This is a genomic window from Labrys sp. ALF-8, assembly GCF_059699065.1.
Genome location: NZ_AP048537.1, coordinates 2816153 through 2829922 on the forward strand (window position 1 = coordinate 2816153; position 13770 = coordinate 2829922).

11 protein-coding genes are annotated in these 13770 nt (G+C 64.6%); 5 read left to right on the forward strand and 6 right to left on the reverse strand.

Annotated features, from left to right (window positions below; translation table 11 throughout):
* The first annotated feature begins 84 nt into the window (after positions 1 to 84).
* The 3 genes from AC6H34_RS12980 to AC6H34_RS12990 all read left to right on the forward strand — a co-directional run bounded on the left by AC6H34_RS12980 (position 85) and on the right by AC6H34_RS12990 (position 4042).
* Positions 85 to 1068, forward strand: coding sequence for a substrate-binding domain-containing protein (locus tag AC6H34_RS12980; protein WP_497539070.1), 984 nt, complete (start codon positions 85 to 87; stop codon positions 1066 to 1068).
* A 106-nt stretch (positions 1069 to 1174) separates the two neighbouring features.
* Entirely contained in the window at positions 1175 to 3055 is a 1881-nt protein-coding gene (locus AC6H34_RS12985) for a sugar ABC transporter ATP-binding protein (protein WP_448149569.1), read from the forward strand.
* Between the two features lie 12 nt (positions 3056 to 3067).
* Positions 3068 to 4042 (forward strand): ABC transporter permease, encoded by a 975-nt coding sequence (locus AC6H34_RS12990; protein ID WP_448149568.1) that lies wholly within the window; start codon positions 3068 to 3070, stop codon positions 4040 to 4042.
* Between the two features lie 257 nt (positions 4043 to 4299).
* Here AC6H34_RS12990 and htpG read toward each other — a convergent pair whose 3' ends face one another.
* The 6 genes from htpG to AC6H34_RS13020 all read right to left on the reverse strand — a co-directional run bounded on the left by htpG (position 4300) and on the right by AC6H34_RS13020 (position 11472).
* Positions 4300 to 6219 carry a molecular chaperone HtpG gene (htpG, locus tag AC6H34_RS12995; protein WP_497539071.1) on the reverse strand — a complete coding sequence of 640 codons (1920 nt, stop codon included), beginning with the start codon at positions 6217 to 6219 and terminating at the stop codon, positions 4300 to 4302.
* Between the two features lie 656 nt (positions 6220 to 6875).
* Positions 6876 to 7232 (reverse strand): HPr family phosphocarrier protein, encoded by a 357-nt coding sequence (locus AC6H34_RS13000; RefSeq protein WP_497539072.1) that lies wholly within the window; start codon positions 7230 to 7232, stop codon positions 6876 to 6878.
* A gap of 152 nt (positions 7233 to 7384) precedes the next feature.
* Complete coding sequence (locus tag AC6H34_RS13005; RefSeq protein ID WP_448149565.1) at positions 7385 to 7786, reverse strand: PTS sugar transporter subunit IIA; 402 nt, start codon at positions 7784 to 7786, stop codon at positions 7385 to 7387.
* Positions 7787 to 8087: 301 nt separating this feature from the next.
* The gene (locus tag AC6H34_RS13010; RefSeq protein WP_497539073.1) at positions 8088 to 8549 is read right to left on the reverse strand and encodes an HPr kinase/phosphorylase; all 462 of its coding nucleotides are present in this window, start codon (positions 8547 to 8549) and stop codon (positions 8088 to 8090) included.
* A gap of 224 nt (positions 8550 to 8773) precedes the next feature.
* Positions 8774 to 10567, reverse strand: coding sequence for a sensor histidine kinase (locus AC6H34_RS13015; RefSeq protein WP_497539074.1), 1794 nt, complete (start codon positions 10565 to 10567; stop codon positions 8774 to 8776).
* 206 nt (positions 10568 to 10773) lie between these two features.
* Positions 10774 to 11472: a response regulator transcription factor gene (locus AC6H34_RS13020; RefSeq protein WP_448149562.1), complete on the reverse strand. Its 699-nt coding sequence runs from the start codon at positions 11470 to 11472 to the stop codon at positions 10774 to 10776.
* A 203-nt stretch (positions 11473 to 11675) separates the two neighbouring features.
* Between AC6H34_RS13020 and AC6H34_RS13025 the strand changes: the two genes are divergently transcribed.
* Positions 11676 to 12440: a HugZ family pyridoxamine 5'-phosphate oxidase gene (locus tag AC6H34_RS13025; RefSeq protein ID WP_497539075.1), complete on the forward strand. Its 765-nt coding sequence runs from the start codon at positions 11676 to 11678 to the stop codon at positions 12438 to 12440.
* A 148-nt stretch (positions 12441 to 12588) separates the two neighbouring features.
* Complete coding sequence (locus AC6H34_RS13030) at positions 12589 to 13587, forward strand: GlxA family transcriptional regulator (protein ID WP_497539076.1); 999 nt, start codon at positions 12589 to 12591, stop codon at positions 13585 to 13587.
* The last annotated feature ends 183 nt before the right edge of the window (positions 13588 to 13770 follow it).

Consider the following 13770-nt stretch of genomic DNA (forward strand, 5'->3'; position numbering starts at 1 on the left):
GGAAGGTTCACTTCCCGTCGGGAATCCCCGCAGAGGGATGGGAAATCAACCAGGAACCGCCGATGAGCGGAATGGGAGGAAAGAATGAAGAGAAGAACGTTCCTGCAGCTTACGGCCGGCGCGGCGCTCGCCGGCACCGGTGCCTTCGGCGTCCAGTCATCGCGCGCGGCGGCCAAGGAGATCGTCTACCTGACGCCGGGCCTCGACCTGCCGTTCTGGCGCTACCTGTCTAAGGGCGTCGAATCCGTTGCCAAGGCCAAGGGCTACGGCTTCCAGGCCCTGGATTCCCACAACAGCCCGCAGACCCAGCTGCAGAACGCGCAGGATGCCATCGCCAAGGGGGTCGCCGGCATCGTGATCTCGCCGACGGATTCCTCCACGGCACCCAGTGTGCTCACGCTGGCCGGCCGCGCCGGCATTCCAGTGGTGATCGGCGATATCGGCACCAACAGCGGCGACTACGCCTCCTTCATCATCTCCAACAACTACGAAGGAGCTAAGGGCGTGGGCGAGGCGCTGGCCGCGGCGCTCAAGGCGAAGGGTTGGGAGAGCGGGTCGGTCGGCCTCATCACCATCTCGCAGGCGCGCAAGAACGGCCAGGCCCGCACGAAGGGTTTCCGCGACGGCCTCAAGGCCGGCGGCTGGACCGGCAAGGAGGCAGGCCTCCAGCAGATGCAGTCCTACACGGCGGACGAGACCTTCAAGTTCACGCAGGACATGCTCACGGCCAATCCCGACCTGCGGGGCCTGTTCGTGCAGACTGACCAGCCGGCCATCGGCGCACTGCGTGCCATCAAGGCCGCCCGGCGCAGTGACGACATCCTGGTCGCGGCGTTCGACGGCATTCCGGAATTCGTCGATCTTCTCAAGACCAAGCAGATCGTCGCCTCCGGCATGCAGCAGCCCTATCTCATGGGCCAGAAGTCCGGAGAGGCGCTGGTGGCGGCGCTGACCGGCGGCAAGGTCGAGAAGGAGGTCTCCGTGCCGATCCTGGTGGTCACCAGCGAGAATATCGAGAAGGAACTGCCCACGGTGAAGGAAACCGTCTTCGCCAACGAAATGGGTTGAGGGGCGAAATGGTGGAGTGGCGGTCTCCGGCCGCCACCTTCCTTTCAAGCCGCGCAACGGTACAAGAATGGCGGTCGAAGACCGCCACTCCACGGAGGAGTCTTCCTTGCCTGCATCCGCCGAGCCTTTGCTGACTGCCGCGGGCGTCGCCAAGACGTTCGATCGTACCCGTGCCCTCGCGGGGGCGAGCTTCGAGCTGCTGGCTGGGGAGGTTCACGGCCTGCTCGGCGCCAATGGCGCCGGCAAGTCCACTTTGTCGAAGGTGATTTCCGGCCACGTGCGGCCCGATGCGGGGGAGGTCGTCTATCGCGGGCGCCCTGTCCGCCTGCGGTCCACGCGTGACGCCCTCGACATCGGCATCGCCATCGTCATGCAGGAGACCAGCCTCGTTCCCGACCTGTCGGTGGCGGAGAACATCTTCCTGCCCGAGCTCGGGCGGCCGGGCCGCCTCTCCTATGCCGACCTGCACCGCCGCGGCGCCGAGCTTCTCTCTGTGCTGGGGCAGGGCGAGGCGCTGCCGCTCGACATCGAGGTTCGCCGGCTCTCGGCGGCCCAGCGCCAGCTCGTCGAGATCGCCAAGGCTCTCGGCGTCAATGCCAAGCTGATCATCTTCGACGAACCGACATCCTCGCTCAGTCCCAGCGAGGTCGAGCGCCTGTTCGACATCATGACGAGGCTGCGGGACGACGGGCGCGGCCTCGTCTTCGTCTCGCACCGGCTGGAGGAGGTCTTCGCGATCACCGACAGGGTCACCATCATGCGTGAGGGACGCACGGTGGCCTCTTCCCTTCCGACGGCTTCGCTGAGCCAGGCCGATCTCATCCGCTACATGGTCGGCCAGGATGTCGGGGCGATCTATTCGCGCGAGGAGACGGCAGCCCGCAAGGATGCGCCGGTCGTCTTCGAGGCGCGCAACATCGCGACACCGCCCCTCGTGCGGGACGTTTCCTTTTCCGTGAGACGGGGTGAAATCCTCGGTCTCGGCGGCCTCGTCGGTGCCGGTCGTTCCGAGACGGTGGAGGCGATCTTCGGCCTGAGACCGCGCACTGCAGGCACTCTGCTGCTCGACGGCAAGCCGATCGATCCGCGCAAGCCGGCGGAGTCGGTGCGCGCCGGCATCGGCTTCGTCGCGGAGGACCGGCGCTCCCAGAACATCGTGCCGGATCTCTCGGTGAAGGAGAACCTGCTCCTTGCGCATCTGGGTGCCCACAAAGGCTTCGGGCTCGGCTATCGCAGCCGGGAAAAGGCGGTGGATGCCCTGCTGCGCAGCCTCGGCCTGCCGGCGGATCGCCTGCTCGACGCCAACATGCTGAACTTCTCCGGCGGCATGCAGCAGAAGATCATCATCGCGCGCTGGCTGCTGCTGGAGCCGCGCGTGCTCATCCTCGACGAGCCGACCAAGGGCGTCGACATCGGAACCCGTGCCTCCATCTACGCCATCCTGCGCGACATCGCGTCCAAGGGCGTGGCCGTCGTGGTGGTATCCTCCGATTTCGAGGAACTGCTGGGCCTCTCCAACCGCATCGTCGTCGTCAGCGACGGCCTCAGTGTCGCCGATCTGCCGGCAGACCTGCTGGACGAGGAAAAGCTGACCCTGCTCGCCGCTCCCCGCACCTCGATGGCGCGCAATACCGAGATCCTGCGCGGCCTCACGCAGCAATGCGGCGGCGCGGGCTTCTGGGCACTGATCGACAATGACAGGCTGATCTGCCTCAACCTCGTGGCGGCCGACGCTTCGGCGGATCCCGGCTTCTCGGTGGGCGAGGTGAAACCCTTCGCGGCGACCCGCATCGCCGGCGCCCTTCATCGGCGCGACGGGATCTTCGTGCCCGAGAACGACGGTTCGCGCGCCACGATGCTGCTGCCGCTCGTCAGCCCGCGAGGGCATGATCTGGGCTGGGTAGGCCTGACCCTCCCCGGCCATGTCGCACCGCCCGAGCCCGCCGTGGTGCGGGCCCAAGTCGATGACCTCGCGGCCACGCTTTAGAAAGATCGTCCGATGACCGACAGCACCACCTCAGAACCCGTGCGCAACCGATTCGCCTGGCTGACCCGGCGACTCGAGTTCCGCATGATCGGCCTCGCGATCCTGCTTGCCGTCTGCCTGTCACTGCTCTCGCCCTATTTCCTCACGCGCTCGAACATCTTCAATATCCTCGACCAGTCCGTGGTGGTCGGCATCGTCTCCGTAGGCATGACCTTCGTCATCCTGACGGGCGGCATCGATCTCTCGGTCGGCTCGGTGGCCGGCGTCACCGGCATCATCCTGGGCCTTGCGGTGCAGAACTATCCCGTACCGGTCGCCATCCTGCTCGCCGTCCTCTGCGGCGGCGGCATCGGCCTGGTCTCCGGCATCCTCATCGCCTATTTCGGTCTGGCTGCCTTCGTCGTGACCCTCGGCGTGATGGCGATAGGGCGCAGCCTCGCCTACATTCTCTCCGGTCAGACGGCGATCGCCAGCATACCCGACAGCATGCAGTCGATCGTCTATACCGATGTGCTCGGCATACCCACCAATGTGCTGTTCCTGGCCGTGCTCTACATCCTGGCCTGGGCCTACCTGACCTATACCAAGGGCGGCCGCACCATCTATGCGATCGGCTCCAACAAGGAGGCGGCGCGGGCGGCCGGGCTCAGCGTGCTTTTCTATTCCGTGCTGCCTTATGTGATCTCCGGCGCTCTTTCGGCCGTGGCCATCACCTTCTCGATCGCGCAGCTCCTCTCCGCCGATCCCCTGATGGGCAACGCCATGGAGCTCGACGCCATTGCCGCCGTGGTGATCGGCGGCGCCAGCCTGTTCGGCGGGCGCGGCTCGATCATCGGCACCCTGATCGGTGTCCTGATCATGGTGATGATCCGAAACGGGCTCAACCTGATGGGGGTCTCGCCCTTCTGGCAGGGGTCCGCCATCGGCACGATCATCATCGTGGCGCTGCTGTTCGAGCGTTTGATCGGCCAGAGGGTAGGGCGGTAGGACGTCGGGGCCTGGACCTTCCGAGCCTGAATCAAGGATCGAGCCTTGGCTTGCCGGGGGCACAGGCTTTGTCATGCCCGGGTTCGTCCCGGGCATACAGATGCTGCTTTCCAATCCGTTGTGCCAGGCTGGATTACCGGGACAAGCCCGGTGGGGACAAAACCGAGCCCCCGCGATTCCCTGTCATGCTCCTGCAGCCTGCGGGGGAACCTCGACGACATCGGAGGAACGCGGGTCTGAGGACCCGGCTCCCAAAATCATCCCAGGCCCTTCGCCAATACCTGCGACAGGCGTTCGGCGAAACCGGCCGGGTCGCTCGGCACGGTGCCATCAAGGATGCGGGCCTCGTCCAGCAACAGCCTGGTGGCGCTTTCGACGAAGGCAGGATCGGTTCCCGCTTCCTGGACGCCGGCGAGTTTCGTCACCAGGGCATGACGCGGATTGATCTCCAGCACAGGCTTCTGCATCGCGCCTTCCAGGCGGCCGGCGCTGGCCAGGATCTGCTCCATGCGCCGGTCCATGCCGAGATCGGGCGCGACGAGGCAGACGGCGCTCGAGGTCAGGCGCTCCGAGGCTCGCACATCCGAGACGTCGTCGCCCAGCGTGGTCTTGGCGAAAGCGAGGAAGGCGGCGACGGCGGAGGTGGTCTCGGGAGCCTGCTCCTCGGGCTTGTCGGCGAGGGGGATGGCGGCCAGATCGGCAGTGCCCTGCGTCACCGACTTGAAGGGCTTGCCGTCGAAGCCGAGCGCCGAGGTGACCCAGAAGCTGTCGACCGGATCGGCGAGCAGCAGCACTTCGATGCCGCGTGCGCGGAAGCCCTCCAGGTGCGGGGAGGTCTCCAGCCGCTTGGCATCGTCGCCCGCAAGATAATAGATCGCCGTCTGGTTTTCCTTGAGACCGGCAACATAATCCTTCAGCGAGCGCCATTCGCCGGCCGAGGTCGTGGTCTTGAAGCGAGCGAGGCCGAGCAGGGCGTCGCGGCGCTCGAAATCCTCGTAGAGGCCCTCCTTGAGCACAGCGCCGAAATTCTCCCAGACCTTGGCGTAGGCTGCCGCGTCGCTGGTCGCGAGCTTTTCGAGCTCGGAGAGCACGCGCCCCGTCACCGCCTTGCGGATGGCAGTCAGCAGGGGGCTTTCCTGGATCATTTCGCGCGATACGTTGAGCGGCAGATCGGCGGAATCGACCAGGCCGCGCATGAAGCGCAGATAGCCGGGCACCAGGTCCGCCTCGTCCGAGATCAGCACGCGGCGCACATAGAGCTTCATGCGGCCCTTGCGCTGCGGGTCGAACAGGTCGAACGGACGCGAGCCCGGCACGAAAGCCAGCAGCGTGTATTCCTGCCGGCCCTCGGCGCGGAAATGGATGGTGAGCGCCGGGTCGTCGAACTGGCCGGCGAGGCTGCGATAGAAGTCGGTGTAGTCTTCCGCCGGGATGTCGGCCTTGGGGCGCGTCCACAAGGCGGCGCCGTCCGCGATCTGCCGGGGCTCGGCGTCGGGCTTGTCGAGGAGGGTGATCGGCACCGGCACGTGACCGGAATGGGCCTTGACGAGCTGCTCGATGGTGAAGCTTTCGGCGTAGGACTTGGCGTCCTCCATGAGATGCAGCACCACGCGGGTACCGCGCGCGGGAGCTTCCTCAAGCGCGACCGGCGCCACGGAATAGGAGCCCTTGCCGTCTGACGACCAGAGATTGGCCACATCCGAGCCGGCGCGGCGCGAGAACACCTCGACTTTGTCGGCCACCATGAAGGTCGAGTAGAAACCCACGCCGAACTGGCCGATCAACTGGCTGCTCTCGGCCTGCTGGGCGGCGCTCTCCAGCCGCTCGACGAAGGCCTTCGTGCCGGAGCGGGCGATGGTTCCGAGCGCCTCGATCAGCTCCTCGCCGCTCATGCCGATGCCGTTGTCCTCGACGCCGAGGCGGCGATTGTCCGCATCGAGCGTGATCCTGATGCCCGCCTTCTGCTCGTCGCCGAGAAGGGACGGGTTGGAAAGGGATTCGTAGCGGAGCTTCTCGCAGGCATCGGCCGCGTTGGAGATCAGCTCACGCAGGAACACGTCCTTGTCCGAGTAGACCGAATGCACCATCAGGTGCAGCAGCTTGGCGACGTCGGCCTCGAAGGTACGGCTCTGCGGCGCGGCAACATCCGGGCCCGCGCCCTGAACTTCAGCGCTCATTGTTCTTCACTCGTGATGATTGTCTGTGGGGCGGAAACGCCGCTGCACAGATGGACAATTTACGTCCCCGTTTCAAGGGCAGCTTGGGAACGAGGTCTGTATGTCCTTGGAATGTCGCGCTTTCGAGTGGGCCGGCGGGAGGCGAAGCGGCATCCCTCGCCAAATACACGGTTCCGGTCACCGGGGGAGCTGCCTATGGGAAGGGACGGCCGAATCCAGCGCCATGGCAGTAAAAAAAGGCCGACCTTTTGCAAGGATCGGCCTCAACTTACTCATTTAGGACGCCACCTCGGCGGACCCGGTCCAGCAAAGTCGGGGGGCTGGGGGGCTGAGGTTTCCGGCTTACGCCGAACCGGGTGCCGAGGTAACGAGTAGGAAATTCTCCCCGGGCTGGGGCGGCTCCTTGGCTGGATTGCGGCGAAAACATGACTTTTGGTGAAGATATATTGCTGCCTATGCGTGTAGGAAAATCTTCCCCTCGCGCCTGCATTCCCGCGCAGAAATTCGCTCCTGCCGCGTGAGTTCCGGGGCAGGCTTTCGTGGAATTTCGGCAGTTTCTTCAGGAGAATGGGCAGGCTGATGCGCGGGAGCCTGCAAGGTTGCCTCCGGGTTTCCCAATGCCAGGAAACCGGGCTGTTCCGATCACTCTTTCGTAATCAGGCTTCTTCGCCGAACTTGTCCGCCAGCAGGGCCTCGAGAGCGTCCATGCAGGCGCGGGCCTCGTTGCCGGAGGTCTCGACCACGATGGTGGTGCCGCGAGCCGCGGCGAGCATCATGAGGCCCATGATCGACTGGCCGCCTACGGTCTCACCACAGCGGGTGACCTTCACATCGGCGTCGAAACCTTCGGCCGTCTGCACGAATTTCGCCGAAGCGCGGGCGTGCAGGCCCTTGTTGTTGATGATGGGGAGAATTCGGACGATGCCGCCTGCCACTGTGGGCTCGGGAGCCGTGTCGGGTTCGATACAGGGATCTTCGTCGGTACTGCCTGCGTGCATCTGCTGCCTGTGCATCAAGGAGGCTTCCGCCTGCATCTGGACCGGGGTGCAACCGGCGGGGGCACTCGAGCCCCAACATTTGGCCCAAGGGTTGGCGAATGCCACCGGGGTTGCAATCACCCCGTCGGCAAACTGATCATGTACAGCGAGATTGAGGGAACGTCGAATCATTGGCCTGACAACACGCGGCTGGCGATATTGATATATTTCCGGCCAGCCTCTTGGGCGCGGGTCACTGCCTCGGCGAGGGGAACCTCGCTGCGCAGGCGCGCCAGTTTGACGAGCATGGGAAGATTGATGCCGGCCACAACCTCGATGGAGGGGCCGCTCATCACGGATATCGCCAGATTTGAAGGTGTTCCTCCGAACATATCCGTGAGAACCGCGACGCCAGAGCCACTCTCGACCCTGCCGATCGCATCGATGATGTCGCGCCGTCGCTGCTCGACATCGTCTTCGGGGCCGATATCGATGGCCTCCACATTCCGCTGCGGGCCCACGACGTGTTCGAGAGCCGACAGAAATTCGGTCGCAAGGTGACCATGCGTAACGAGCACCATGCCGATCATCGGTCGATCCGCATCGAATCTTTCCGGTCGCCGTCGCTATCGCGACAACAATCCAGGCCTGTTCCGCTTTCGCGCCACCCGGTGTTGAGCAAAATGAGACGACGCCTCCGCAACGCACGGCCGGAATGCCTCGACGACATTCCGCAACCCGTAGCTTTCGCCGCAGATATTATTCTCGCGTTGCACAAAAACAAGTCTCCCTACGGCTCACATTGTCGCAGTCTCGTCACATCCGGGCCATAGGCGTCAACGCTTTGTTAACGATCACGGACGCGCGCAGGAGTGGAATCCGCTTCTGAAACTATACCAAACGGGGCAGAATCTGCTCGATTAATGCAGCGGCGCTCGAAAAATCGCGTGGAACCAGAAGATGGGTCAGTTCGATGCCCTGCAGCCATATGCGGTGATTTTTTTTGCCGGCCGGGCTAAAAACTTCAGCATCCGGGACGATATCCACAACGAGGGAGACCGGTGCCGAAGGCTGGAAGTCGATCTTTTCGATGCCGGCGTCACGCAATCCCTGGCTGCGACGCTCGATCAGTCCGGCGATCGACGAGGGGACGGAGGCGATCAGTTGCCCCGCCACCGCCTCGATATAGACACGGTCGTCGCCCACCAGCCTGGCCGTGCGCCCCTTTCCGGCTGCGGTCTCGATGAAATGAAGCGCAAGCCGGCTCTTGCCGGCGCCCGACTCGCCTCGCACGAGGATGCCGTGCCCGTCGAGGACGAAGCAGGTCGCATGGATAGTAGGGGAGGCAGGCATCAGCGGGTCCGGGCGCACGGGCATCTTGCCCGTTCTTTCTGAACCGTCGGGCACGCAGGTTCAAGAACGTCCGGCATGCCCATAGGCGCGAACCTTGCCGGGCGGCGCTTACCAATCGCCACCTTTCAAGCCGACAAACGGTCACGTTTCAAGAATGTCGATTGGCAATCGACACTCCGATTCTGCGCCTTGTTCCGCAGCGTCGGCGCCCATGGGGGCTTGGCTCAGGCCGCGGCGGCCGGCAGGCGCACCGTGAAGCGGGCGCCAAGCACCTTGTCGCCATCCATGCGATTCTCGACCCAGAGCTTGCCGCCATGGGCTTCGATGATCTGCTTGGAGATGGACAGGCCGAGGCCTGAATTCTGGCCGAAGCCCTGTTCCTCCGGGCGATCGGTGTAGAAGCGCTCAAAGATCCGCTCCAGTGCGTGGTCAGGCACGCCCGGCCCGTCATCCTCGATGGCGATGTCGATGTCGTTCTTGTTGCGGCGCAAATTGATGCGCACTTCGCCGTTCCGGGGCGAGAAGGAGCGTGCATTGTCGACGAGGTTGTTGATCACCTGGCCGAGTCGCGAATCGTGGCCGTTGACGAACAAGGCGGTCGCCGGCAGGCCGATGGGAATGGACAGCCGCACCTTTACGCCGTCATCGCGCTCGACGCTGTTGAACACGTCGGTGAGGGCGGTCAGCACCTTGACGATATCCACCGGCTCGGCGCTGTTGCGCAGCAGTTCGGCGTCGAGGCGCGACGCGTCCGAAATGTCGGAGATCAGCCTGTCGAGGCGGCGCACGTCGTGCTGGATCACTTCAAGCAGGCGGTCACGCGACGTGTCGCTGCGTGCGAGCGGCAGGGTCTCCACCGCCGAGCGCAGGGAGGTCAGCGGATTCTTGAGCTCGTGGGCGACGTCGGCGGCAAAGCTTTCGATGGCCTCGATGCGCTTGAAGAGCGCGGTCGTCATGTCGCGTAGCGCGCCGGACAGATGGCCGATCTCATCGGAGCGTTCGGTGAAGTCCGGAATTTCCTGGCGCGACTTGACGCCATAGCGCACACGCTCGGCGGCGCGGGCCAGCTGACGGATGGGACCGGCGATGGTGCTGGCGAGCAGAATGGATAGGATCACCATCACCACGGCTGCGACGGCGAAGACGCGGAGGATGGCGAGGCGCTCGGCCGTGACGATCTGGTCGATGTCGCCGGGCCGGGTGGAGAGCTGCAGGACGCCGAGCACGGTCTTGAAGCGCTGGATCGGCACCGCCACCGAGACGATCGATTCGTTCTGCTCGTTGATGCTGACCAGATAGGAGGGCGTGCCGTCGAGCGCCGCCACAACCTCGCTGTAGCCCTTGCCGTTCTGGTTGCCCAATTCCTTGTAGAGCGGCGCGTCGGACCGGAAGATCACGCGCTTGACCACGTTCCAGACCTTCTGGAGCAGGTTGGGCTCTTCCTTGGGTTGCGGCAGGTCCGAGCGGACGATGTCGGAATAGATGAACAAGGCGCGCGAATCGATCACGAGGTTGCCGTCCTTGTCGTAGACCCGGGCGCGCAGCTTGGTGGGAGAGATCAGGCGCCGCATCAGGGGCGCGACCTTCTCCGGATTGATGGGGAAGTCGAGGAGGGTTGAGTCGTCGCTGTCCTCCTCCCCGGCCGCCTGCTGTTCGAGCAGCTTCTCCGGATCGACATGGATGGAGCCCGTCTCGACGGTCGCGGAAGCGGCGACGGCGCTGGCCATGATCTCACCCTGCGTCAGGAGGGCCTGCACGCGGGCATCGATAAGGCCTTCCCTGAACTGGTTGAGGTAGAAAATGCCCACCACCAGCGCGACCAGTCCTGCGAGGTTGAGCACGACGATACGACGTGTGAGGCTCGAGAAGGTCTGGACCGCCACGATGCGCAGCAGGCGCCGCAGGCGCCGGCGCAGGACCGATCGAGACCGGGGAGCCTCGGAGGTTTCCGTCTCGCGCTCGGGGGTCGTGTTTCTGTCGAGCAAGGCAACCTCAGGATCGATGGAAGGCGGCCTCATTCCGCCAGAAAGGTCCGGGCACTTCAGTCTGCCCCATGAAGAGACGGACCCGAATTCGCCGGAAGCCCGCTTTCCTCCGGTGACCGAGCCCGACCCGGCGATCCAGGGTGAAGCGGGCCTCGCAAGAGCGATGGCCCTGCAACCGAGGCAGCCCGGACGTGCCGACGCCGCCTCTTTCGATCATTGCGCCGAAGGCAGGCCCGGTTTCACGCCTCCTTGAAGCGGTAGCCGACGCCATACAGCGTTTCGATCATCTCGAAATCGTCGTCGGCCTGCTTGAACTTCTTGCGCAGGCGCTTGATGTGGCTGTCGATCGTGCGATCGTCGACATAGACCTGGTCGTCATAGGCCGCGTCCATGAGCGCATTGCGGCTCTTCACCACGCCGGGGCGCTGGGCCAGAGCATGCAGGATCAGGAATTCGGTGACCGTGAGCACGACCGGCTCGCCCTTCCAGGTGCAGGTATGGCGCTCGGGGTCCATGCGCAACTGGCCGCGCTCGAGGATCTTGGCGTCCGACGCCTTGGAGGCGGCGGCATCCTTAGGCTGGAAACGGCGCAGCACAGCCTTCACGCGCTCCACCAGCAGGCGCTGGGAGAAGGGTTTGCGGATGAAGTCGTCGGCCCCCATCTTGAGGCCGAAGAGTTCATCGATTTCCTCATCCTTCGAGGTGAGGAAGATCACCGGCAGTTCGGATTTCTGGCGCAGGCGGCGCAGCAGTTCCATGCCGTCCATGCGCGGCATCTTGATGTCGAAGATGGCGAGGTCCGGCGGGTTGGCCTTGAGCCCGTCGAGGGCCGACATCCCGTCATTGTAGGTCTGGATGCGATAGCCTTCCGCTTCCAGGGCGATGGAAACCGACGTCAGGATGTTACGGTCGTCATCGACCAGCGCGATCGTTGGCATTGCATTCCTCACGATGAGCGGAGCGATCCGCTGAAGTCCACTATGGTGACGCTGGGCGCAAATCACCACCGATTCCTCCCGCATTCTACGCTCAAACGGGCAGAAGTGTGACAATTATCGGGGCAAATCCGTACTTCTGGTTGCTTATTGGTAATAAAGCGGCAATTTCGCAGTAATTGCAGCCGAGGCGAGTCTTCAACCCGATGTCCGACACCGACACCACGCGCCAGCCCGGCCAGCCGAATCCGGCCGGCCAGCCCGCCGATTTCGAGCCCGTGATGGAGGCCAAGGCCCTCCTGCGGCGCATACGGGCGGGCGCGCTGGCGACCATCGACGCGCAGGATGGTTCGCCCTTCGCCAGCCTCGTGAATGTCGCGACCGACTTCGACGGTTCGCCCCTGCTGCTGCTGTCGAGGCTCGCCGCCCATCGCGGCAACATCGAGAAGGATCCGCGTGTTTCCCTGCTGCTGAGCGAGGGGGGCAAGGGGGACCCGCTCGCCCATGCACGCCTGACGGTGACGGGCCGGGCCGAAATCGTGGACGATGCGGACGTCAGGAGACGCTTTCTCTCGCGCCACCCAAAATCATCGCTCTATGCGGGCTTTCCAGATTTCAGCTTCTTTCGCATGGCCGTGACCGGCGGCCACCTCAACGGCGGCTTCGCGCGGGCGGCGCGGTTGTCGCCGGAGGAATTGCTGACGGATTGCAGCGAAGCCGCGGCCCTGAGGCAAGGCGAGGAAGGTGCGGTCGAGCATATGAATGCCGATCACGCGGATGCGGTACGGCTCTATGCCACCAGGCTCGCCCGTGGGAAGGAGGGGCCTTGGCGCCTCACGGGCATCGACCCTGAGGGCATGGACCTTGCCTTCGCCGACGAGACGGTGAGAGTGCCGTTCGCCGAGCGGGTGGCCGATCCCGGAAGCCTGCGAAAGGTGCTGGTCGCGATGGCTGCGGAGGCCCGGCAATAAGTCACTCGCCTGGATTTCGGCCGAGCTGGGCCGCACCGATTCGCGTGCCTTCGCGGAGAGGTGCAGGGCCCCGCGGTCAAGGCATTGTATCGTTCGATGGCAGCGTGCTAGGGATCGACAAAACACATTTCCAAGGCAAAACTGACATATGATTAAAGGTAACAAGTTACCTGAGGTCGGCCTTTTGCTCTATCCCGGCGTGCGGACCGCCGCGGTTTACGGCATGGTCGACCTGTTCGAGGCAGCCAACGAGATCGCCCGCCGCCGGAGCGGCAACGCCGTCTCGGGCATTCGGGTCAGCCAGTGGAAGATCGCCGGGGACGGTGAGATCGAATGCGCCGTCGATACCCACGAGGGGACTGGGCATCGGCCTGTAGCGATCGTCGCCCTGCCCGGGCTCGGAGCCTTGCCCTCGCGCGAGATATCCGCGCGGTTCGCGCCCTGGCTGCGCCGACAGCATGAGGAGGGGGCGACCTTGTGTTCCGTCTGCGCCGGCGCCTTCGTCCTCGCCGAAACCGGGCTCCTGTCCGGCCGGCCCGTAACGACGCATTGGAGTTTCGCGCAGGCCCTCGCACAGCGCTTTCCCGACATCGAGATCGATACCGGACAGATGATCATCGACGGCGGCGACATCATCACGGCCGGCGGCATCATGGCCTGGACCGATCTCGGGCTGACATTGGTCGAGCGGCTGCTGGGCCCGGCCGTGATGCTGGAGACGGCCCGCTTTCTCCTTGTCGACCCACCGGGGCGCGAGCAGCGCTACTACAGCAGCTTTTCGCCGAACCTGCGTCATGGAGATGAGGCCGTGCTCAAGGTGCAGCGCTGGCTGCAGGAGCAGGAGGCGGGCGAGGGCGATCTGCAGCCGGTCTCGCTCTCGGAGATGGCCGGCCAGGCCGGACTGGAGGAGCGCACCTTCCTGCGCCGCTTTCACAAGGCCACGGGCTTCAAGCCCACGGAGTATTTCCAGCATATCCGCGTCAACAAGGCGCGCGGACTTCTGGAAATGACCAACCGCAACGTCGACCAGGTAGCCTGGTCGGTCGGATATGAGGATCCGGCGGCCTTCCGGAAGGTGTTCTTCAAGGTGACCGGCCTGTCGCCGCGCGATTATCGCCGGCGTTTCGCGACTCGCCAGGCGGCGTAAGAGGACGCTGGGACCGGATGTTCGGTCCCCGGCCAATCGATGGAAGCCGGGATCGTGCGCCGCCGCGCTTGCCCGGTGATCCGAGGGGCTGCGGCGTTCGGATGCCGGGACAGGCCCGCACGCTTCGGGATTGACGGCGAATTTCGAGCCGATTCCCGGAGTATCCGGCAACCCTCTCGTGAG

Coding starts and splice junctions, on each gene's coding strand:
- AC6H34_RS12980 (WP_497539070.1), top strand. CDS start 85: ATGAAGAGAAGAACGTTCCTGCAGCTTACGGCCGGCGCGGCGCTCGCC.
- AC6H34_RS12990 (WP_448149568.1), top strand. CDS start 3,068: ATGACCGACAGCACCACCTCAGAACCCGTGCGCAACCGATTCGCCTGG.
- htpG (WP_497539071.1), bottom strand. CDS start 6,219: ATGAGCGCTGAAGTTCAGGGCGCGGGCCCGGATGTTGCCGCGCCGCAG.
- AC6H34_RS13000 (WP_497539072.1), bottom strand. CDS start 7,232: ATGCACAGGCAGCAGATGCACGCAGGCAGTACCGACGAAGATCCCTGT.
- AC6H34_RS13005 (WP_448149565.1), bottom strand. CDS start 7,786: ATGATCGGCATGGTGCTCGTTACGCATGGTCACCTTGCGACCGAATTT.
- AC6H34_RS13010 (WP_497539073.1), bottom strand. CDS start 8,549: ATGCCTGCCTCCCCTACTATCCATGCGACCTGCTTCGTCCTCGACGGG.
- AC6H34_RS13015 (WP_497539074.1), bottom strand. CDS start 10,567: ATGAGGCCGCCTTCCATCGATCCTGAGGTTGCCTTGCTCGACAGAAAC.
- AC6H34_RS13020 (WP_448149562.1), bottom strand. CDS start 11,472: ATGCCAACGATCGCGCTGGTCGATGACGACCGTAACATCCTGACGTCG.
- AC6H34_RS13025 (WP_497539075.1), top strand. CDS start 11,676: ATGTCCGACACCGACACCACGCGCCAGCCCGGCCAGCCGAATCCGGCC.
- AC6H34_RS13030 (WP_497539076.1), top strand. CDS start 12,589: ATGATTAAAGGTAACAAGTTACCTGAGGTCGGCCTTTTGCTCTATCCC.